General features: G+C 72.6%; 13 protein-coding genes and 1 riboswitch. Of the genes, 7 read left to right on the plus strand and 6 right to left on the minus strand.

Going from position 1 to position 19,985, the window contains the following annotated elements; translation table 11 throughout:
- Positions 1–461: 461 nt before the first annotated feature.
- Positions 462–1,019 carry a MarR family winged helix-turn-helix transcriptional regulator gene (locus tag ABT001_RS06200; RefSeq protein WP_351273107.1) on the minus strand — a complete coding sequence of 186 codons (558 nt, stop codon included), beginning with the start codon at positions 1,017–1,019 and terminating at the stop codon, positions 462–464.
- 141 nt (positions 1,020–1,160) lie between these two features.
- Here ABT001_RS06200 and ABT001_RS06205 point away from each other — a divergent pair, with 141 nt between their 5' ends.
- On the plus strand, positions 1,161–2,459 hold the full coding sequence (locus ABT001_RS06205) for an MFS transporter (RefSeq protein ID WP_351273644.1): 1,299 nt from the start codon (positions 1,161–1,163) through the stop codon (positions 2,457–2,459).
- Between the two features lie 17 nt (positions 2,460–2,476).
- Here ABT001_RS06205 and ABT001_RS06210 read toward each other — a convergent pair whose 3' ends face one another.
- Positions 2,477–4,150 carry an ATP-binding SpoIIE family protein phosphatase gene (locus tag ABT001_RS06210; RefSeq protein ID WP_351273110.1) on the minus strand — a complete coding sequence of 558 codons (1,674 nt, stop codon included), beginning with the start codon at positions 4,148–4,150 and terminating at the stop codon, positions 2,477–2,479.
- Positions 4,151–4,450: 300 nt separating this feature from the next.
- Positions 4,451–5,890 (minus strand): NAD(P)/FAD-dependent oxidoreductase, encoded by a 1,440-nt coding sequence (locus ABT001_RS06215; RefSeq protein WP_502967429.1) that lies wholly within the window; start codon positions 5,888–5,890, stop codon positions 4,451–4,453.
- Positions 5,891–6,224: 334 nt separating this feature from the next.
- Here ABT001_RS06215 and ABT001_RS06220 point away from each other — a divergent pair, with 334 nt between their 5' ends.
- Both ABT001_RS06220 and ABT001_RS06225 read left to right on the plus strand, forming a co-directional pair.
- The gene (locus tag ABT001_RS06220; protein WP_351273114.1) at positions 6,225–7,037 is read left to right on the plus strand and encodes a TetR/AcrR family transcriptional regulator; all 813 of its coding nucleotides are present in this window, start codon (positions 6,225–6,227) and stop codon (positions 7,035–7,037) included.
- Between the two features lie 217 nt (positions 7,038–7,254).
- The gene (locus tag ABT001_RS06225) at positions 7,255–9,192 is read left to right on the plus strand and encodes a sigma-70 family RNA polymerase sigma factor (RefSeq protein ID WP_351273116.1); all 1,938 of its coding nucleotides are present in this window, start codon (positions 7,255–7,257) and stop codon (positions 9,190–9,192) included.
- Between the two features lie 65 nt (positions 9,193–9,257).
- Here ABT001_RS06225 and ABT001_RS06230 read toward each other — a convergent pair whose 3' ends face one another.
- Complete coding sequence (locus ABT001_RS06230; RefSeq protein ID WP_351273119.1) at positions 9,258–11,369, minus strand: asparagine synthase-related protein; 2,112 nt, start codon at positions 11,367–11,369, stop codon at positions 9,258–9,260.
- Between the two features lie 945 nt (positions 11,370–12,314).
- Here ABT001_RS06230 and ABT001_RS06235 point away from each other — a divergent pair.
- The 4 genes from ABT001_RS06235 to ABT001_RS06250 all read left to right on the plus strand — a co-directional run bounded on the left by ABT001_RS06235 (position 12,315) and on the right by ABT001_RS06250 (position 17,609).
- On the plus strand, positions 12,315–13,817 hold the full coding sequence (locus tag ABT001_RS06235) for an NsdA family TPR-like regulatory protein (protein WP_351273121.1): 1,503 nt from the start codon (positions 12,315–12,317) through the stop codon (positions 13,815–13,817).
- 171 nt (positions 13,818–13,988) lie between these two features.
- Entirely contained in the window at positions 13,989–15,245 is a 1,257-nt protein-coding gene (gene lhgD / locus ABT001_RS06240; RefSeq protein WP_351273123.1) for an L-2-hydroxyglutarate dehydrogenase, read from the plus strand.
- A 4-nt stretch (positions 15,246–15,249) separates the two neighbouring features.
- Positions 15,250–16,086 carry a tRNA (guanosine(46)-N7)-methyltransferase TrmB gene (trmB, locus tag ABT001_RS06245; RefSeq protein WP_351273125.1) on the plus strand — a complete coding sequence of 279 codons (837 nt, stop codon included), beginning with the start codon at positions 15,250–15,252 and terminating at the stop codon, positions 16,084–16,086.
- Between the two features lie 71 nt (positions 16,087–16,157).
- Complete coding sequence (locus ABT001_RS06250) at positions 16,158–17,609, plus strand: PrsW family intramembrane metalloprotease (RefSeq protein WP_351273128.1); 1,452 nt, start codon at positions 16,158–16,160, stop codon at positions 17,607–17,609.
- A gap of 4 nt (positions 17,610–17,613) precedes the next feature.
- Here the strand turns inward: ABT001_RS06250 and ABT001_RS06255 are convergent, their stop codons facing one another.
- Both ABT001_RS06255 and ABT001_RS06260 read right to left on the minus strand, forming a co-directional pair.
- Complete coding sequence (locus ABT001_RS06255; RefSeq protein ID WP_351273131.1) at positions 17,614–18,558, minus strand: aldo/keto reductase; 945 nt, start codon at positions 18,556–18,558, stop codon at positions 17,614–17,616.
- A 148-nt stretch (positions 18,559–18,706) separates the two neighbouring features.
- Positions 18,707–19,747, minus strand: coding sequence for a M23 family metallopeptidase (locus tag ABT001_RS06260; protein WP_351273134.1), 1,041 nt, complete (start codon positions 19,745–19,747; stop codon positions 18,707–18,709).
- An 11-nt stretch (positions 19,748–19,758) separates the two neighbouring features.
- Positions 19,759–19,911: riboswitch (cyclic di-AMP (ydaO/yuaA leader) on the minus strand.
- Positions 19,912–19,985 lie beyond the last annotated feature (74 nt).

Genomic DNA, 19,985 nt, shown 5'->3' on the forward strand with positions numbered 1-19,985 from the left:
CCGTTTCACCGGGGCCCTCCGGGCGCTTCCCTTCGTTCTTGCGTTTCCGACTCTATCAGACTCTTTCGTGTCCGATTCCCGGTCGAAGCGGGTTCCTGCTTTTTCGCTTTCCAGTTCTTCGCTTTCGCGTTTCCCTTTCCGGCGAGTCCGACTCTATCAGATCCTTTCGGGCCTGATTCCCAGTCAGCGGGGTTCGTCTTCCGGGCTGTTGGGCCCTTCCGACACCTGAACTCTAGCGGATTCTCCCGGCGACTCATAATCGAGTCCGTGAATTGAATTCCGGGCACGCCGAAATTCTCCCCGGTGGGAGGTCGTGCTGAGTTTGGTTGCCGCATACACGGCGGGATCGGCTGCCGCCGAACCGTACCGGCTCGGGGACAACTCGAAGAACCTTACGGATACGAGGGAGGTGTGTCAACCCCCTACTCCACGGGTCACACCTGGACCTCGGACCCCAGCCCTCAGTCCAGGTCGGTGAGCCGGCCGCCGGCGTCCGGCTGCTCGTGCTCCACCCGCCGCAGGAGGCGGATCAGGCTCTCGCCCAGCGCTCCCCGCTCCTCGCCCGAGAGGTCCTGGAGAAGGTCCTCCTCGAAGGTGGTGGCCATCCTCATCGCCTCGAGCCACTTCGTACGGCCCTCGTCGGTCAGCTCGACGATGACGCGCACCCGGTTGTTCTCGTCCCGGTCCCGGGTGACCAGGCCCTCTCCCGCCATGCGGTCGATGCGGTGGGTCATCGCCGCGGGTGTGAGCCCGAGCCGCTTGGCGAGCTCCCCCGGGCCCAGCCGGTACGGGGTGCCGGACAGGACGAGGGTCTTGAGGACCTCCCATTCGGCGTTACTGATGCCGAGAGCGGCGACCTGTCTGCCGTAGGCGACGTTCATCCGCCGGTTCAGCCGGCCCAGTGCGGAGATGATCCGCTCGACCTGGGGATCGAGGTCCCGGAACTCGCGCTGATAGGCCGCGATCTGCTCGTCGAGGCTCGGCTCCTGGAGCTCGGGCTGCTCGGTGGTGTCAGACATGGCGGGCAGTATGGCACGCCATCCATCGACTTCGAAGTCCTTCATGCTGAAGACTTCAGCATCTAACTTTAGTGTTAAAGTCTACGGGTTCGTGTTCTCGAAGTTCTTCATGCCTTGAGGTAGGTGAGTGTGACCAGGGAGATGGGTGCAGCGATGCGGCGGATCCAGCTGGGCAGTGCGCTGAGCGCGTTCGGCCTCGGATTCACCGTCCCGTATCTGTACGTCTACGTCGCGCAGGTACGTGATCTCGGTGCGGGTACGGCAGGTGTCGTGCTGGCGGTCTTCGCCATGGCGGCGCTGGCCGTGCTGCCGTTCACCGGCCGTGTCATCGACCGGCGCGGGCCCCTGCCCGTGCTGATCGTGGCCGCCGTCACGGCGTCCGTGGGCGCCTGCGCCCTGGGCTTCTCGGACGGCGTCACGTCCGCCGTGCTCTCCGCCGCTGTCCTGGGCGCCGGCACCGCAGTGATGCAGCCGGCGCTCGCGACGATGCTGGTGTGGTGCTCCAGCGCCGCGACCCGGACGCGCGCCTTCGCCATGCAGTTCTTCCTGCAGAACCTGGGGCTCGGCATCGGTGGTCTGGTCGGCGGGCAGCTGGTGGACGTCGACCGTCCGTCGAGCTTCACCCTGCTCTTCCTCGTCGAGGCGGCGATGTTCGTGGTGCTCGGCATCGTCGCGGCCACGGTGCGCATGCCGCAGGGCCCCTCCCTCACGAGTGCGGTACCCGCCGACGGCACGGCGCCCAAGGCCGGAATGCGGGTGCTGCTCTCGCACAAGACCATGGTGCAGCTGTGCGTGCTGGGCTTCGTGATCTTCTTCGCCTGCTACGGACAGTTCGAGTCGGGTCTCGCCGCCTACGGCACCGAGGCCGCCGGAATCGATCCGTCCACCCTGGGCATCGCGCTGGCGGCCAACACGGCCGTCATCGTCCTCGCGCAGTTCGTCGTGCTCCGTCTCGTGGAGCGGCGGCGGCGCAGCCGGGTCATCGCATGGGTCGGTCTGATCTGGGCCTTCGCCTGGATCGTGGCGGGATACGCGGGTCTCGGACACGGCAGCCAGACGATGGCGACGGCCGCGATGATCTCGACGTACGCCCTGTTCGGGCTTGGTGAGTCGATGCTGTCGCCGACGGTGGCGCCGCTCGTCGCCGATCTGGCGCCGGAGGCCATGGTCGGTCAGTACAACTCGGCGTTCGCCCTGGTGAAGCAGCTGGCCCTGGCCGTCGGGCCTGCCGTTGGCGGGCCCATGGGTGCGTCACTGCACGGGCCGTACATCGTGACCTTCGTGCTGTTCTCGCTGGGCATCACCGTGCTGGCGCTCAAGCTGGGCCGGCAGCTCAGCCCCGCACAGGACCAGCCGGGCCTCGCGGCGGCGCCGTCCAGGGTGGTCGCCGTGTCGCTCTCGGAGAGCGAGCCCGCCACCGCGCCGACCGCCGTGCGCTGAGGCCAGGTCTCCCCTGGTCAGCCGGGGAGCGCGAATTCGCACCAGACCGCCTTGCCGCCGCCCGGGGTGCGACGGCTGCCCCAGGACGAGGCGATGGACGCGACGATCGAGATGCCGCGCCCCGCCTCGTCGGCGGGTTCCGCGCGCCGGCGGCGCGGCAGGTGGTCGTCCCCGTCCGTCACCTCGATGATCAGGCGCCGGTCGGTCCGGCGCAGGCCGAGGCGCATGGGCGGGGTGCCGTGCTGGAGCGAGTTCGCGACGAGCTCGCTCGTCGCGAGGACGCCGAGGTCGCACAGCTCCACGGGAAAACGCCAGGACGCCAGGACACCGCCGGCGAAGGCGCGCGCCCTGGGAGCGGCCTCGACGCCGCCGAGCAGTTCGAGCGAGGCGTTGTGGAAGAGCTCCGCGGTCGCGCCCGTGCGGGCGGGGTGCTGGACCACGAGGACCGCCACGTCGTCGTCGTGCTCCGCCGTGACGCCCAGGGAACGGATGAGCCGGTCGCAGACCACCTGCGGCGATCCCTTGGCGCCGGACAGGGCCCGCTCCAGGGAGGCCACACCCTCGTCGATGTCCTCGCTGCGGCGCTCGACCAGACCGTCGGTGTAGAGGACGGCCGTGGAGCCGGGAGGCAGCGCGATCGTCGCCGAGGTGTGGATCCAGCCGCCGGTACCGCCCGTGCCGAGCGGCGGGCCGGTCGGTTCCTCGGTGCGGTGGACCGTGCCGTCCTCGTCGCACACGAGGATGGGCAGGTGCCCGGCGGAGGCGTAGACGAGATGGCCCTCGTTGGGGTCGTGGACGGCGTAGGCGCAGGTGGCGATCTGGCTGGCGTCGATCTCCGCCGCGAGCACGTCGAGGAGCTGGAGCACCTCGTGCGGCGGCAGGTCGAGGCGGGCGTAGGCGCGGACGGCGGTGCGCAGCTGGCCCATGACGGCGGCGGCCCGCACCCCACGACCCATCACGTCGCCGATGACGAGCGCGGTCCGGCCGGCGCCCAGGGTGATGACGTCGTACCAGTCGCCACCGACCGCCGCGTCCGTGCCGCCCGGCTGGTACGTGGCGGCGATGCGCAGGTCGTCGGGCTGTTCGAGGTCCTGCGGGAGCAGGGAACGCTGGAGGGTGACGGCCGTCTCGCGGTGGCGCCGTTCGCTGGCGCGGAGCCGCTGCGCGGCCTCGGCGTGATCGGTGACGTCGGTGGCGTAGACGAGGACGCCCGCCTCCCCGTCCGGTCCTTCGGGGTCGCCGGTCGCCAGGGGGGTGCAGGTCACCGTGTACGAGTTGCCGGCCAGGACCTTGCGGGACTTGACCGTGCGGGAGGTACCGCTGCGCAGGACCTGGTCCATGAGAGGCAGCAGGCTGAGCTCGGCGAGCTCCGGCATGGCTTCGGCGGCGGGTTCGCCGCAGGGACGTGGGCCGAAGGCCGACGTGTAGGCGGCGTTGACATAGGTGATGCGGTGCTCGGGGCCGTGCAGCAGCGCGACGGGGGCGGGGAGCCGGCCGAGGAGCTCACGGGCCGACAGTGCGTCCGGCGAGGGTCCCGGCGCGGAGGGCTCCGACGTGTCGTCCGGCGGCGTGGCGACGGCGTCCGGTTGTACGGACTCGGCGCGGGCGGCGGGTACGGAACTGTGGTCGTCCCGCGCGGCGGCTCGACGCTGCGTTCCGGGAAGGCGGGCGCTCCAGCGCGTGAAGTTCACGGAGATTCTGGCCTCGTGTGTCGGTCTGGTCCGCTCGGGCGAGCTGCTTCTTCTGGTGGTCCTGCTGGGCCGTGCCGGGGCCGGGCTCCCGGGAAGGCACAGCCGGGCTCCCGGTGCTGTCGATCGCCGCTGGTCGTCACTTTAGGTGACGGCCTGTCGGGTAACTCTGCGCAGGTGTGAGCCCACCTATGGTCACACGTCCAGTGTGACCGGCCGTACTGACAGTTGCCGTACGGCAGCCGGTCCACGGCCTGAACTCCAGTCGTTCCGGGGGCATGACGGAGTCCGGGGACCCGCGGGTCAGCCGGACGTGTCCGGTGGTCCGCCGTCCTTCGGCGGGGTGCCCTCGGGAGGCCCCGGGTGGGTGTGCCCCCGCGCTGCGAGGGCGAATTCGGCGCGCGGGTGTTCGAGCGAGCCGAGGGAGACGATCTCCCGTTTGAAGAGCCCGGCCAGGGTCCACTCGGCAAGGACACGCGCCTTCCGGTTGAACGTGGGTACGCGGCTGAGGTGGTAGACGCGGTGCATCAGCCAGGCCGGGTACCCCTTGAGCTTGCGCCCGTAGACGTGGGCGACGCCCTTGTGCAGGCCGAGCGAGGCGACGGAGCCGGCGTAGGAGTGCCGGTAGTCCTCGGTCGGCCGGCCGGTGAGCGTGGCCAGGATGTTGTCCGCGAGGACCTTGGCCTGGCGCACCGCGTGCTGGGCGTTCGGCGCGGTCTCCGTGCCCGGCTCGGACGCGGTGAGGTCAGGCACGGCCGCCGCGTCACCGGCGGCCCAGGCGTGCTCGGTGCCGTCGACGGCCAGCGTGGCGGTGCAGCGGATCCGGCCGCGTTCCGTGAGGGGCAGGTCGGTGGCGGCGAGGATCGGTGCGGGTTTGACGCCCGCGGTCCACACCAGGGTGCGGGTCGGGAAGCGTGAGCCGTCGCTGAGCACGGCGACCCGCCCTTCGCAGCTGTCCAGCCGGGTGTCGAGCCGTACGTCGATGTTGCGGCCCCGCAGTTCCCTGACGGCGTACCTGCCCATGGCCTCGCCGACCTCGGGCAGGATGCGCCCGGTCGCCTCGACCAGGATCCATCTCAGGTCCGCGGGCTTGATGTTGTGGTAGTACCGCGAGGTGTAGCGGGCCATGTCCTCGAGCTCCGCGAGCGCTTCCACCCCCGCGTACCCGCCGCCGACGAAGACGAAGGTCAGTGCCGCGTCGCGGATGGCGGGGTCCCGGGTGGCGGACGCGATGTCCATCTGCTCGATGACGTGGTTGCGGAGGCCGATGGCTTCCTCGACGGTCTTGAAACCGATGCCGAAGTCGGCGAGCCCGGGGACCGGCAGGGTGCGCGACACGGAGCCGGGCGCCAGGACGATCTCGTCGTACGGGATTTCGAGGACGCCGGTGCCGTCCTCGCCGGTGGCGAGCGTCGTGACCGTCACGGTGCGCCCGGCGTGGTCGACGCGCTCCGCCTGGCCGATGACGATCGTGCAGTTCTTCAGGACCCGGCGCAGCGGGACGACGACATGACGCGGCGAGATCGAACCTGCGGCGGCCTCGGGCAGGAACGGTTGGTACGTCATGTAGGGCTCGGGTGTGACCACCACGATCTCGGCCTCACCGCTTCTCAGTCTCTGCCGCAGCTTCCGCTGGAGACGCAGGGCGGTGTACATCCCGACGTAGCCGCCGCCTACGACGAGAATGCGCACGCTCGGCCGGGTGCCGGGGGGTGCTCCCCGGGAATCTGGTGCCTTCACCATCCCATGACGCAACGGAGTCCGGTGTTTGTCCACAGGCCCGGCAAATTGTGTGACCGCAGCTCTTCGCCCGCACGGCGGGTGACGGCGGTCTTCTGCTTGCGGAGCCGTGCAGGTCAGGTATGCCGTGAGGGCAGGGCCGCGGGGGTCGAATCGGGGTCCACCCGGTCCTTGCTCCGATCGGGGGGCGCTCCGTGCGGAACTACCCTCTTCTGAATTGAGCCGGGCTCAACTATGTTCGTATCCCGTCGGGGTGTGGGATTCGGACCAAGTCCACACAGCCGGCTGACACGGGTGGGGAAGTCTCCGGGGGGAGACGTCATAACCGGGGGATGTTATGCACATTCAGGAACTGCATGGGCCGAGCGCTGTCACCTCCTCTGGCGAGGACCGTGGACGGCTGAGCCCCATGGGTGCGGTCGGGACGGTCGCGGCAGCGGGAGCGGCGGGCGGCACGGTCCGCTCCGCGCCGCTCCGCGTGGACGCGCAGCGCAATCTCGAACACGTTCTGCGCGCCGCGCGTGAGGTGTTCGGCGAGCTGGGTTACGGCGCGCCGATGGAGGACGTGGCCCGCCGCGCACGGGTCGGCGTCGGTACGGTCTACCGGCGTTTCCCGAGCAAGGACGTGCTGGTGCGCCGGATAGCCGAGGAGGAGACCGCGCGGCTGACCGATCAGGCGCGCTCGGCCCTCGGCCAGGAGGACGAGCCGTGGTCGGCGCTCTCCCGTTTCCTGCGCACCTCGGTGGCGTCGGGCGCGGGGCGGCTGCTGCCGCCGCAGGTGCTGCGCGTCGGGGCGGAGCAGGAGGAGACGGCCGCCGCGGCGGGCTCCGGTGTCGCCGACGGCGAGACGCGTGTTCCGCAGCAGCGGCACGGGGCGGAAGCGACCGGTCTCAGGGTGGTCGGGCGGCAGGACGTCGGCGACGACAGGCTGGACGCCGGCCCGGGGTCGGTCGAGCTGCTGGAGGTCGTCGGCATGCTGGTGGACCGGGCCCGTGAGTCGGGTGAGCTGCGGGGCGACGTGACCGTGGCAGATGTGCTTCTGGTCATCGCCACCGCGGCACCCGCTCTGCCGGATCCCGCGCATCAGGCCGCCGCTTCGGCCCGGCTCCTGGACATCCTGCTGGAGGGTCTCCGCTCCCGCCCGGCGTGAGCCGCGGGACAGCGCCCCGCCGGGCTCGGCCCCCTCAGCTGAACATCCGGGCGGCCGGGGGCCGTTGCTTCTTCCCTGCCGGAGTGCTGTCACGCCCCCAGGGCGGGTGAAGACACTCCGGACGAGTGGTTGCCCGCGCTCGGGGTTCGTCGCGGGGTTGCTCTGTGGCACTCTTGCCCCGGTATTCGGGTCCGAGGGTGTATACGGGGGCTCCGCGATGAGCGGTGACGCGCAGCAGGAAGAGCCGACCGACGGTATCGCCGCCACGGGCAAGGGCGGCAGGACCGACGAGGGCGGCACCGTGCTGCCCGGACCCTGGCCTTCGGCGCCTTCCGACGACGGCGTACGGCCGGAGCCCGGCGCGGGGGCCGGTGCCGTGTACGCGGTCCCTCCGCAGCGCGAGGGCCGCGTGGGGTCTGCCGATCTCGGGCCGTCCGACGCGCAGTTGATCCAGGGCATGCGTGCGGGCGACGACCAGGCGTACGAGGAGCTCTTCCGGCGGCACTCGGGGGCGGTGCACCGCTATGCCCGTACCTGCTGCCGGGACGCGCACACCGCCGACGACCTGACGGCCGAGGTGTTCGCCCGGACCCTGCAGGCGGTGCGCGGCGGGAAGGGCCCGGAGGAAGCCGTCCGGGCCTACCTCATGACGGCTGTGCGGCACGTCGCCGCCGCGTGGACCAGGAGTGCGAAGCGGGAGCATCTGGTCGACGACTTCGCGGTGTTCGCCGCGCAGGCCACCCGTAACGCCGAGCTGTCCGAGGCCGACACCCTCGATCTCGGTGCCGATGTGCTGGCCATGCACGAGGCGGACCGGTCGATGGCCATGCAGGCGTTCCGCAGCCTGCCGGAACGCTGGCAGGCCGTGCTGTGGCACACCACCGTCGAGGAGGAGTCACCGAGCGAGGTCGCCCCGCTGTTCGGCCTGACGGCCAACGCCACGGCCGCACTGGCCGTCCGGGCCCGTGAAGGGCTCAAGCAGGCCTATCTGCAGGCCCATGTGAGCCAGTCGCTGACAGCGGGCGGCGACTGCGCGCAGTACGCCGACCGGCTCGGCGCGCATGCCCGGAGCGGCCTGCGGACCCGGGCCGAGCGCGGACTGCGTAAGCACCTGGACGAGTGTGCGAAGTGCAGGATCGCCGCCGGTGAGCTGGACCGTGTGAACGCCGGGATTCCCGCCCTGCTTCCGGTCGCCGTCATCGGCTGGTTCGCCGCCGGTTACGCGGTCAAGGCGGCCGGCGTCGTGGCGGGTGGCGCCGTGGGGGCCGCCGGCGCCGGCGCCGCCGCGGCGGCCACGGGAAGCACGTCCTCCGGAGGGGGTGCGGCAGGCGGTGCGGCCGCGGCCGAGGGGATCGGAGGTCCTCTGAAGGCAGGGATCGCCGCCGCGGTGGCCGTGGCGGCCGCCGCCGGGCTCGTGTGGGCCCTGGTCGGCGACGAGCGTCCCGCACCGGAGCAGAAGCCGGCGGCCAAGCCGCCGGTCGCCGCTCCCGCCGCTCCCACGCCCCCTCCCGAGCCGACCCCGAGCCCACGGCCGCCGGCCCCGCCCGCCTCGCCCGTGGCCGTGGCACCGCCCGCCCCGGAACCGACCCCGACCCCCACTCCCCCTCCTCCTCCCGCTCCGACGCCCACACCGCCTCCGCCGCCGGAGCCCGCACCGACTCCCACCCCGACGCCCTCGGCCCCGAAGGAGCCGCCGCCACCCGCGCCGGAGGTCTACCAGGTCAGCGAGTTGGCCTACTCCGTCGCCGGTGACCACACCGGACCCGAGATCATGCTCGGCCGGAGCAAGGGTGTGGTCTGGCAGCGCCAGGGGCTGTCGATCGCTTCCGAGACGTACGCCCACGGTGTGACCGTCCACTCCCGCTCGTCGGTCACCGTCCAGCTCAACCGGGCGTGCACCAGCTACGAGGCCATGGCCGGGGTCGACGACCTGACGATGGGGCTCGGCGCCGTGCGCTTCTCCGTGTTCGCGGGTGACGGGTCGCGGCTGTGGCAGTCCCCCGTGCTGCGGGGCGGCGAGCCCGCCGTACCGGTGAGTGTCGGCATCGAGGGCACCGAGACGATCCGGCTGGTCGTGGAGCCGTCGGACGGGGCCGGCGGGGCCGGCGGGGTCGCGCTGGCGGACTGGGCGGACTCGCGCATCAGCTGCCGCTGAGCTCCTCCGCTCAAGGGGCGACGGCCGGGCGGTCGCGGCGTCCTGAGCGGATCCGGACGAGAGGCCTACGCCTGCAGGGTCCGGCGGGCCGGGACGACACCGCCGGCCACCGCTCGCTGCCGCGGTGCCGCCGTGCCGGTCCAGCAGGTGCCCCGCCGTGTGACCAGGCGGCGGAGCCAGAGCTCCGTGGACGCCAGCTCGGCCAGACCGTCCAGCGGGAGCGGCTCCCCCTCGGCTGCGGCGCGCAGCGCCTTGCGTACGACCCGGGCCTCGATCAGGCCCGCGTCGGCGAGCAGCGGGGCGTCGAAGAGGGCGATCAGGTCCGGGAGGGCGGTCCGCAGGCCGATCCGTCCGGCGGCCGTCGACGTGGCCTGTGACGGGGTGCCCCAGCCCGGCGGCAGGTCGTGGATGCCGGCGCCCGCGAGCACCCTGCGCAGGATCGCGGCCCGGGCGCCCGGCTGGACGCGCAGTGACTCCGGGAGGGCGCGGGCCGCCCGTACGACCTGGTTGTCGAGGTAGGGGGCGTGCAGCCGCTGGCTGCGGATCTCCGCGGCCTGTTCCAGGATCCGCTGGTCGGCCGCGTGCCGGGCCAGTGCCGCGCGTGCCCTGGCCTCCCCGGGGCGCTGGACCGAGGCGGGCCTGATCGCCGCCTCCTGGAGGCGAACCGATACTTCCGCGAGCGCCTCCCCCGTGAGCCAGCGCGCGGCCGGCCCTGGCCGGGACCAGGCGAGTGCGGCGAGCGAGGCGTCGGCCGGGGTGTCGAGGCCATGGGTGACCCGATGCGCGTCGGGCAGCAGGGACGCCGCCGTTTCGAGCCCGGTGCGGTACGACGTACGGGCCAGACGGCGGGCGGCACGGTAGACGGCCAGCGGGACGAACAGGGAGTGCGCCGAGGGGCCTTCGGCCCTGGCGAGCGCGGCGACGGGCCGCAGGAGATGGCGTCTGCGGCGGTCCATGAGGAGGTCGGCCAGTCGGGCGGGGTGCGCGTCCAGGACCTGACGGGCACCGTGCCCGACGAAGTGGTCCGCGCTGCCCGCGGCCAGCCGGCGGCGGTGGCGTTCGGCGACGACGAGGGAGGGGGCGGGCTCGTCGGTGAGCGGGCCGTTCTCCAGCGACGCGTACGGCAGGGCCTCCTCGCCCGCCGCCACGACCACGTGGTGCAGGCGGGGGTTGGCCGCGATGATCCGGGCACGCTCCAGTTCGTCCTCGCGGCCCTGGGTGGAGAGGTCGTTGAACGTGACGGCCAGGAGCCGCTCGCCCGCCCCCGTGCCATGACCCAGGACGGTGCCCGGCAGCCCGGGCAGTCCTGAGGCCAGCAGGGCGAGTGTGGCGGAGGCACTGCCGCCGGAGAGGTCCGCGCCGATGCCGGGCACGGGCGCCCCACGGGCCGCACGGCGCTCGGCGGGCCCCATGCCGGGGACGGGGCCGGGGTCCGGCGGCAGGGTCTCCGGTGCGTGGCGCGGTGCCGTGAGCCGGGCGCGTACGGCTTCGACGAGCGCGTCCCGTACGCCTTCCACGGCGCTCACCGGGTCGGTCTGGGCGGCCGCCACGGCCAGCGAGGCCACCGCCTCGTAACCGGTGATCTCACGCGAGCCCTCCCGCAGGATCAGCGCGTGCCCGGGCGGGATCCGCTTCACCCCCGCGTACGGAGTGCCGTCGCCCAGCGCCTCCGGGGTCTCGGGGCAGGCCAGCAGCGCGGCGAGGTGGCCGATGTCCAGCTGCGCCTCGATGAGATCGGCGAGCGGCAGGGCGGCGGTGGCGTACGCGGTGCCGTTGGCCCAGGGTGTGTGGAAGACGGGCCGGGCTCCGGCGAGGTCTCCGGCGACGGTGACGCGGCGGCCGATCTGCGCGACGGCGGTGTAACTGCCGGGCCAGGCGGTCAGATGACGCAGCGCCCCGCCTCGGGCGGCCAGCAGCCCGACCCGGAGCTGTTCGTCGGTGGCCCCGCAGCAGCCGAGGACGGCGAGGCGGGTGGTGGGTGCCCCCTCGGGGGTCGCGATCGTGATGACGCGGATCTCGTCCGGGCGCCAGTCACCCACGGCCCAGAGCGGATCCGGGTCTCCCCAGAGGAGTTGGGAGCCCACCGGATGGACGGTGCGCCCGTCCCCGTGGTGGCCGACCGCCCCCACGGTGCCGAAGCTCGCGGCGATACTGCTCCACCCCACCAACCAACGCATCGCCGCCTCCACAGGCTGTGGACGAAACGACGGCCCAGGACACGGGGACGCCGTTGCGGGACATGCTGCCACGACAACGGCGCCCGGGAGGGGGTACGGGCGGCGCACACCGGATGCGCATGCGCCCCTGGCAAGAGCCTGGCCACGGCTCCTTGGATCATCCGCAACGGAACGCAGCCCTCCGGGAGTTGCGGGCACTCGCCCCGGAGGCGGCCCTCAGCCTCGGCCGGACCGAGGAACCGACGTGATCCGGCCATAGCCGGGCAACTTCGTGTCGCCCGACCCGACCGGCGCTATTCGGCCATTCTTCGCTCGCTGCGAAGCCGCGCGTTTCGCTCGCGCCGGCCCGTCGGAGCCGCTCCCGCGCGCCCCTCTCCCGGGGCTCCGGCATGCCTTCCGCCGGTCCTCGGCGGTGCCACCGAAGGGCCCGCCGAAGTGCGGCGGTGTGCGGGCCGGCGCATCCCCCCGGTGCGCCGGCCCGCACACCGCCTCCTCCGAACCCCGCTCGTGCGGCGCACAGTCCGGGAGGTGTTCGCCACCTCCCGGACCGGTTCGCCGCCCGCGGGGATGGGGCGGCGGTCTCCCCCAGCCCGCTGTGTCCAGTTCAGCGGGCCGACCCACGCAAGACCCATCGAAGCGCTTGCCCACCGGCCGGACCAGAGCGCACGGCCGGGCGCACGGCCACACATCAGGAGCACGGGCGCCCACCACTCTCCGGCGAGCACGGACAACATTCCCGCCATACGGAGGTCTGCCCCTTAACGGTGGGGATGCGGCGAACTACGCTGGGTGTACCGATGTTCTCGGCAGAGCGGCATATTCCACGGGGCTCAGCCAAATGCGTGTGCAGGCGGAGTGCCCGGGGCCGTACCTGGGGAGAACACGGTACGAATGCCGCGCGCCTGACGGTGACGCGGCTGCCGTCTGTGTGTCGAGGGGTGGCGCATGTCCAGGGAGCAACGCGGGCCGAACGAGAAGCTCGGCACGGTTCTCGCCCTCGCGGGAATCAGCAACGCCGGGCTCGCCCGGCGGGTCAACGACCTCGGAGCGCAGCGCGGTCTGACTCTTCGATACGACAAGACCTCGGTGGCCAGATGGGTCGCCAAGGGCATGGTGCCGCAGGGTGCGGCCCCCCATCTCATCGCGGCGGCGATAGGTGCCAAACTCGGCCGACCTGTCCCGCTGCACGAGATCGGGCTCGCCGACGCCGATCCGGCGCCCGAGGTCGGTCTGGCCTTCCCCCGCGACGTGGGTGAGGCCGTCCGGTCGGCGACGGATCTCTACCGGCTGGACCTGGCGGGCCGCCGGGGCGGCGGCGGCATCTGGCAGTCGCTGGCGGGTTCCTTCGCGGTGAGCGCCTACGCGACCCCCGCGTCCCGATGGCTCATAACCCCGGCCGATCCGTCGGTCGCGCGGGATCCGACTGCCGCCCAGGCGGCGATGCTCGGCACGGAGGGCGCACCCGGCGCGCAGGGCGGGGTGCCCGTCCAGCCCGGCCCGGACACCGCGGGCGCCGTCGACGGTCCGCTGCTGCGCGTCGGGCACAACGACGTGGCCAAGCTGCGCGAGGCCGCCCAGGACGCACGCCGGTGGGACTCCAAGTACGGCGGCGGTGACTGGCGGTCCTCGATGGTCCCGGAGTGCTTACGGGTCGACGCCGCACCGCTCCTGCTGGGCTCGTACAGCGACGAGGTGGGCCGGGCCCTGTTCGGCGCCTCCGCCGAGCTCACCAGGCTGGCCGGGTGGATGGCCTTCGACACCGGCCAGCAGGAGGCCGCCCAGCGCTACTACATCCAGGCGCTGCGCCTGGCGCGTGCCGCCGCCGACGTGCCGCTCGGCGGTTACGTCCTGGCATCGATGTCGCTCCAGGCGACCTACCGGGGCTTCGCCGACGAGGGTGTGGACCTGGCGCAGGCCGCGGTCGAACGCAATCGTGGGCTCGCCACCGCACGGACCATGAGCTTCTTCCGGCTCGTGGAGGCGCGCGCCCACGCCAAGGCCGGCGACGCACCGGCCGCGGGGGCCGCCCTCAGGGCCGCCGAGAGCTGGCTGGAGCGCTCCCGGACCGGTGACTCCGACCCGTCGTGGCTCGGGTTCTACTCCTACGACAGATTCGCCGCCGACGCCGCCGAGTGCTACCGCGACCTCAAAGCGCCCCGCCAGGTGCGGCGCTTCACCGAGCAGGCCCTGTCGAAACCCACCGACGAGTTCGTCCGCTCCCACGGGCTGCGGCTCGTCGTGTCCGCGGTCGCCGAGCTGGAGTCGGGCAACCTCGACGCGGCCTGCGCGGCGGGCACGCGCGCGGTGGAGGTGGCGGGGCGCATCTCCTCGGCGCGCACCACCGAGTACGTACGCGACCTGCTGCACCGCCTGGAGCCGTACGGGGACGAGCCCCGTGTGGCCGAGCTGAGGGAGCGCGCGCGTCCGCTTCTGGTCGCCCCGGTCTGACCCGGACGGCGGGACTTCGGGGCCGACGGGGCCGCGGTCGGGGCAGTCCACCACCGGTACGCCCCGATTTCGCCCGATCCAGGTGCGGAGCTCCTCGCCACGCACCCGCCTTCCCTGGTTTGAGCCCGTTGTCAGTGGGTCAGTGCACTATCGGGGTTGGGAGGTGGCGTGATGATGACGCACGCGGCGTACGACTGCGATGTGCTGGTGATCGGTGGCGGAATCGTCGGTCTGTCGACCGCGTACGCGCTCACGCGCACCGCGCCCGGCACCCGGGTCACGGTGCTGGAGAAGGAATGGGGCCCGGCCCGGCACCAGACCGGGCGCAACAGCGGAGTGATCCACAGCGGCATCTACTACGCGCCGGGTTCGCTCAAGGCGCGCTACGCGGTGCGGGGCGCCGCCGAGCTCGTGGACTTCTGCGCGGAGCACGGCATCGCCCACGAGGTCACGGGCAAGCTGATCGTCGCGACCGGCCGTGACGAGCTGCCCCGGCTGCACGCCCTGGTGCAGCGCGGCCGGGCGCACGGCCTGCCGGTGCGGGAGCTCGGCCCCGCACAGATCGCGGAGTACGAGCCACGGGTGCGCGGCCTCGCCGCGATCCGGGTCGGGACGACGGGGGTGTGCGACTTCACCGCGGTGGCCGTGCGGTTCGCCACCGAGGTGTGCGCCTCGGGCGGGCAGATCCGTTACGGCGCGGAGGTCGTCGCCGTCGACCGGCGCCCGTGGGGTGTAGCGGTGCGCACGGCCGACGGCCAGGTCGTCAGGGCCCGTGTGCTGGTCAACTGCGCGGGGCTGCACAGCGACCGGGTGGCGCGGCTCGCGGGCGACGAGCCGGGCGCGCGCATCGTGCCGTTCCGCGGGGAGTACTACGAGCTGGCCAGGCCGGAGCTGGTGCGCGGACTCGTCTATCCCGTGCCGGACCCCGCGTTCCCCTTCCTCGGTGTGCATCTGACCCGGGGCGTCGACGGCACGGTCCACGTCGGTCCGAACGCCGTGCCGGCGCTGGCCCGCGAGGGGTACGACCGGACGGTCGTCCACCCGCGCGAGCTTGCGTCCACCCTGGCCTGGCCCGGTTCCTGGCGGATCGCCCGGCGGCACTGGCGGTACGGGATGGGCGAGGTGCACAGATCGCTGTCGAAGACCGCGTTCACCCGCGCCGTGCAGCGGCTTCTGCCAGAGGTGACGGAGGCAGATCTGCGGCCTTCCCCCGCCGGTGTCAGGGCCCAGGCGGTCCTGCGGAACGGCACCCTGGTCGACGACTTCCTGATCAGGGACGCCCCGCACACCGTGCACGTGCTGAACGCCCCGTCCCCCGCGGCCACCGCCTCCCTGCCCATCGGGAGGGAGGTGGCACGCCGGGCCCTGCTGCGGGCCGGGGCGACGGGCTGGACGCCTCCCGCCGTAGAATCGGGTCATTGTGTCTGAGCCTGTGAACCCCACCCCAGAGACTCCCGGCCTCGCCCCGGAGACGCCCGGCACCCCGGACGCGGACGACGCGGCGGCGAGGCGCGCCGCCTCCTTCGAACGCCAGCGCAGGCTGCGCCAGGAGCCCCGCTTCCCCGGCGGTCCGGCCGCCGACCCGGCGGGCTCGCACCACGAGCGCCGGATCCGCAGCTTCCAGCCGCGCCGCAGCCGGGTGACCACCGGCCAGGAGGACGCCCTCCAGCGGCTGTGGCCCACCTGGGGGCTCGACATCGACGGCCGCAGCGTCCTCGATCTCCCCACCCTGTTCGACGGCCTCCCGGTGGTCCTGGAGATCGGCTTCGGCATGGGCGAGGCGACGGCGCAGATGGCGGCCGACGACCCGACCACCGGGATCCTGGCCGTCGACGTGCACACCCCCGGCCAGGGCAATCTGCTGGGCCTCGCGGAACGGGCGGGGGTGTCCAACGTCCGTGTCGCCAACGGCGACGCGATCATCCTGCTCCGCGAGATGCTGGAGCCGGCCGCCCTGGACGGCCTCCGGGTCTTCTTCCCCGACCCCTGGCCCAAGAAGCGGCACCACAAGCGCCGGCTGATCCAGCCGGAGTTCCTCGACCTGGTGGCGCAGCGGCTGCGGCCCGGCGCCGTCGTCCACTGCGCGACGGACTGGGAGCCGTACGCCGAGCAGATGCTGGACGTCCTCACCGCGCACCCCCTGTACGAGAACACCCAGGCGGACGGCGGCTACGCGCCCCGGCCCGCGTTCCGGCCGCTGACCCGCTTCGAGGGCCAGGGTCTGGACAAGGGCCACGTCGTCCACGACGTACTGTTCACCCGCCGCTGATCAGCCATCACCGGCCCGGTCCCGCGCCCGCGGCATGGCCAGGTGTCAGTGGCCCTGGTTAGGGTCGTCAGGTGTCCGAGGGGTCCGCGCAGCACCAGCAGCCGGCCGTCCCGGTTCTCGAGGAGCAGCGGCTCGACGAGTTCCTGGGCGCCGTCCCGGAGCGAGGCCATTGGCGTTACCGGCCCCGCATCGTCGGCATGGTCTGGCGCAGCAGGGCGTTCCGCGTCGGCGCGGTGATCACGGTGCTCTCGCTCTGCGGTCTGGTGATCCTGGCCCTGGTGCGCCGGCAGACGGGGACCGAGGGCTTCCTGGTGGGGCTGGGCCTGGCCGTGCTGCCCGTGCCGCTGCTGATGGCCGCGTTCCGGTGGCTCGACCGGGTCGAGCCGGGCCCGTGGCGGAATCTGCTGTTCGCCTTCTCCTGGGGCGCGTGCGCCGCCGCGCTCGTGGCGATCATCGCGAACTCCTTCGCGACCCGGTGGATAGCGACGGCCACCGCGGATCCGGCGAGCGCCGACACCCTCGGGGCCACCGTCGTCGCCCCGGTCGTCGAGGAGATCGCGAAAGCCGTCGCGGTCCTGCTGATCTTCCTCTTCCGCAGACGGCAGTTCGGCGGGATCGTCGACGGCATCGTGGTCGCCGGATTCACCGCGACCGGCTTCGCCTTCACCGAGAACATCCTCTACCTGGGCAACGCCTTCGGCGAGGACCAGCAGCTCGGGACCACGGGCTTCGCCTCCGTGACGGTGGGGACGTTCTTCGTCCGGGTGGTGATGTCGCCGTTCGCGCACCCCCTGTTCACGGTGCTCTCCGGCATCGGCTTCGGCCTCGCGGCGCTCGGCGGCGCACGCCACCGGGTGCGCCGGATCGTCCTGCCGCTGCTCGGACTCGTCCTCGCCATGGGCATGCACGCCCTGTGGAACGGCTCGTCGTCCTTCGGCCCGTACGGCTTCTACGCGGTGTACGGCGCGTTCATGGTGCCGGCCTTCGGTCTGGTGACCTGGCTGGCCGTCTGGGCGCGCCGGCGGGAGCTGCGCACGCTCTCCACCGAACTGCCGGTGTACGCGGCGGCGGGCTGGCTGGGCTCCGCGGAGCCGCTCGCACTGGCCTCGATGCGGGCACGGGGCGTGGCCCGGGACATGGCCAGGTACTGGAACGGCCACCCGGACCGCGCCCGGGGCCGGGCCGCGGCCCGTGCCGTCGCGGAGTACGAGTCGTTCGCGACTTCGCTGGCCATGCTGCGCCGGAGGGCACGTCACGACGGGGCGGGGGACGACTTCGCCGTACGCGAGCAGGAGTTGCTGCACCACCTCTGGCAGCGCCGGGACATCGCGGGTCCGGCCCTGATGTACGCGGCCCACGCGACGGGCCGGCTGCGGGCCCACCGGCCGCCAGGCCCGCCGCAGTTCCCCCGGCAGTTCGCCCACGGCGGGCCGCCTCCGGGGCATCTCCTCGCCCCGCACCGGCACTACGGCGGCCACAACCCGTACCGGGAGGACGGAGGGCACCGCGTACCGCCCGGTTAGAGGGTCAGGCTGACGCCTCGGTCAGCTCCGTCACCTGCTGCTCGGTCAGCCGCAGCTCGCCGACCGCGACCAGCGCCGGCAGCTGTCCGACCGTACGCGCGGAGGCGATCGGTGCGGTCACGGTCGGCCGGGCGGCCAGCCAGGCGAGGGCGACCGTGGCGATCTCGGCGTCGTGTTCCTGGGCGATCCTGTCGAGCGCCGCGAGCACCTTGCGTCCGCGCTCGGTCTCCAGGTGCTTGCCCGCGCCTTCGGCGCGTGCGCTCTCGACGGCCGCCCCCGGACGGTACTTGCCGGTGAGGAAGCCCGCGGCGAGTGCGAAGTACGGGACCGCGGCGAGGCCGGCCCCGGCCGCCGTGTCCTGGAGCGCGCCCTCGTAGGTGTCGCGCGAGACAAGGTTGTAGTGCGGCTGCAGGGCCACGTACCGGGCGAGGCCCTCGCGCTCGGAGAAGTCCAGCGAGGCCTGGAGCCGCTCGGGGCTGATGTTGGAGGCGGCGATCTCCCGCACCGTGCCGGCCTTCACCAGCTGGTCGAGGGCGGTGATGATCTCCTCGACGGGGACGCTCTCGTCGTCGAAGTGCGTGTAGTAGAGGTCGATGTGGTCGGTGCCGAGCCGGCGCAGCGACGCCTCGGCCGCCTGCTTCACGGTGGTGGGCGAGAGCCCCTTGTACGCGGGGTGTGCGCCGACCTTGGTGGCGATGACGACGTCGTCGCGGCGGGAGCGGGCCGCCAGCCACCTGCCGATCAGGGTCTCCGACTCACCGCCCTCGTTGCCCGGGGCCCAGGCCGAGTAGGAGTCGGCGGTGTCGATGAAGTTGCCGCCCGCCGCCACGTAGGCGTCGAGGACGGCGAAGGTTTGCTCCTCGTCGGCCGTCCAGCCGAAGACGTTGCCGCCGAGGGCGAGGGGGAAGACCTTGAGGCTCGACGAACCGAGCGGGCGCAGAGACGTCATGCCCATGGACAACCGGTCGGCTCAGGCAACTATTCCGACCGGCTGGGCGGCTCCAGGGGACGACGCCCCGGGCGCTCACCGGCCCCGGACAGGCCGGCGGCCCTGACGTCGGGGGGTCGTGCGTCAGGGCCGCCGGGGTCACGAGGGCTCAGATCGTGAGGCCCTTGCCGCGCAGCCAGCTCATCGGGTCGATGCCCGAGCCGTCCGCGGTGTGGATCTCCAGGTGCAGGTGCGCGCCGGTCACGTTGCCGGTCGCACCGACGCGGCCGATGGTCTCGCCGGTGGTGACCCGCTGACCGGCGGACACGTCCATCGACGACTGGTGGCAGTACCAGACCTCGGTGCCGTCGTCGAGTTCCAGGACCGTGCGGTAGCCGTACGAGCCGGACCAGCCGGCCGACTTCACCGTGCCGCTGTGGACGGCCTTGACCGGGGTGCCCGTCGGAGCCGCGAAGTCCAGCCCGGTGTGGTGGCCCGAGGACCACATCGAACCGGACTGGCCGAAGGTGGAGCTGATGTAGTACGAGGAGGTCGGGACGGCGTAGCTCGCGGCGAGCTTGGCGAGGCGCTCGGCCTCCGCCTTCTTCTTCGCCGCTTCTTCCGCCGCCTTCTTCTTCGCTGCCGCCTCGGCCTCGGCGTCGCTCTGCTGCTGCGCCGCCTGGGCCGCGGCCGCCTCGATCGCCGCCTGCTCCTCCGCGGCCTTGGCCTGGGCGTCGGCTCCGGCCTGCTGCTGCTCGGCCTGCTGGAGGATGCGGGCGCGCAGCGCCTCGCCGGCGTCGGTGGTGCCCTGCTCGGCCTCGGCGGCGGTGATGCCGGCGGTGGTGAGCGGGGAGGACGCGGCGACGGTCTCGTGGTCCGAGTCGGAATCGTCGGACATGAACGCACCGACGCCGGGCAGGGACTTGGCGTCGGGGAGATTGTCCGCGATGGAATCGGGAAGAGAGATGGAGACCGGCGGCTTGCTCTGGGCGGTGGCCATGCCACCCGCTCCGACGGCCGCTATGACACCGACGCCGAGGACGGTGGAGCTACGGGCGAGACCGCGCTGCTTGGCCACGCGGTGCCGGCCGCGTACGGGACGGATGGACTCCTCGGTGGGGTTCCATTCCTCCCAAGTCCTGCCCTCATCACCGAGACTTCCGGTCCTGAAGGATGACGGTGCCTCGGGGGCAGGCTGATTGGACGCCACGTGGGCGCACTCCTTTCCTTCCTTCTCGCCTACCGGGTTAGCTGACGGGTTCGGAGCAGGAAGGTCTCCTACGGGCCCCTTCGTCTCTCGCGAGACACAGGTGTCCGATTCACCCCATGTAGGTGGTTCCCCGGTTCCCTTGCGGAATTCGGCGCTGCGCACGGTGCCGCCTCTTGCGACGACAGGTACAACCGCGCTGCGTTATCGAACGTTAATAGACACCCGGGTCCGATTCCAA

Origin of the sequence: Streptomyces sp. NPDC002793 (assembly GCF_040295485.1) — a bacterium.
GTDB lineage: Bacteria > Actinomycetota > Actinomycetes > Streptomycetales > Streptomycetaceae > Streptomyces.

Bases quoted from the DNA above. Each gene is read 5' to 3' on its own strand.
- lhgD (WP_351273123.1), top strand. From the start codon at position 13,989: ATGATGACGCACGCGGCGTACGACTGCGATGTGCTGGTGATCGGTGGC.
- ABT001_RS06230 (WP_351273119.1), bottom strand. From the start codon at position 11,369: ATGCGTTGGTTGGTGGGGTGGAGCAGTATCGCCGCGAGCTTCGGCACC.
- ABT001_RS06215 (WP_502967429.1), bottom strand. From the start codon at position 5,890: ATGGTGAAGGCACCAGATTCCCGGGGAGCACCCCCCGGCACCCGGCCG.
- ABT001_RS06235 (WP_351273121.1), top strand. From the start codon at position 12,315: ATGTCCAGGGAGCAACGCGGGCCGAACGAGAAGCTCGGCACGGTTCTC.
- ABT001_RS06205 (WP_351273644.1), top strand. From the start codon at position 1,161: ATGGGTGCAGCGATGCGGCGGATCCAGCTGGGCAGTGCGCTGAGCGCG.
- ABT001_RS06220 (WP_351273114.1), top strand. From the start codon at position 6,225: ATGCACATTCAGGAACTGCATGGGCCGAGCGCTGTCACCTCCTCTGGC.
- ABT001_RS06200 (WP_351273107.1), bottom strand. From the start codon at position 1,019: ATGTCTGACACCACCGAGCAGCCCGAGCTCCAGGAGCCGAGCCTCGAC.
- ABT001_RS06255 (WP_351273131.1), bottom strand. From the start codon at position 18,558: ATGACGTCTCTGCGCCCGCTCGGTTCGTCGAGCCTCAAGGTCTTCCCC.
- ABT001_RS06225 (WP_351273116.1), top strand. From the start codon at position 7,255: ATGAGCGGTGACGCGCAGCAGGAAGAGCCGACCGACGGTATCGCCGCC.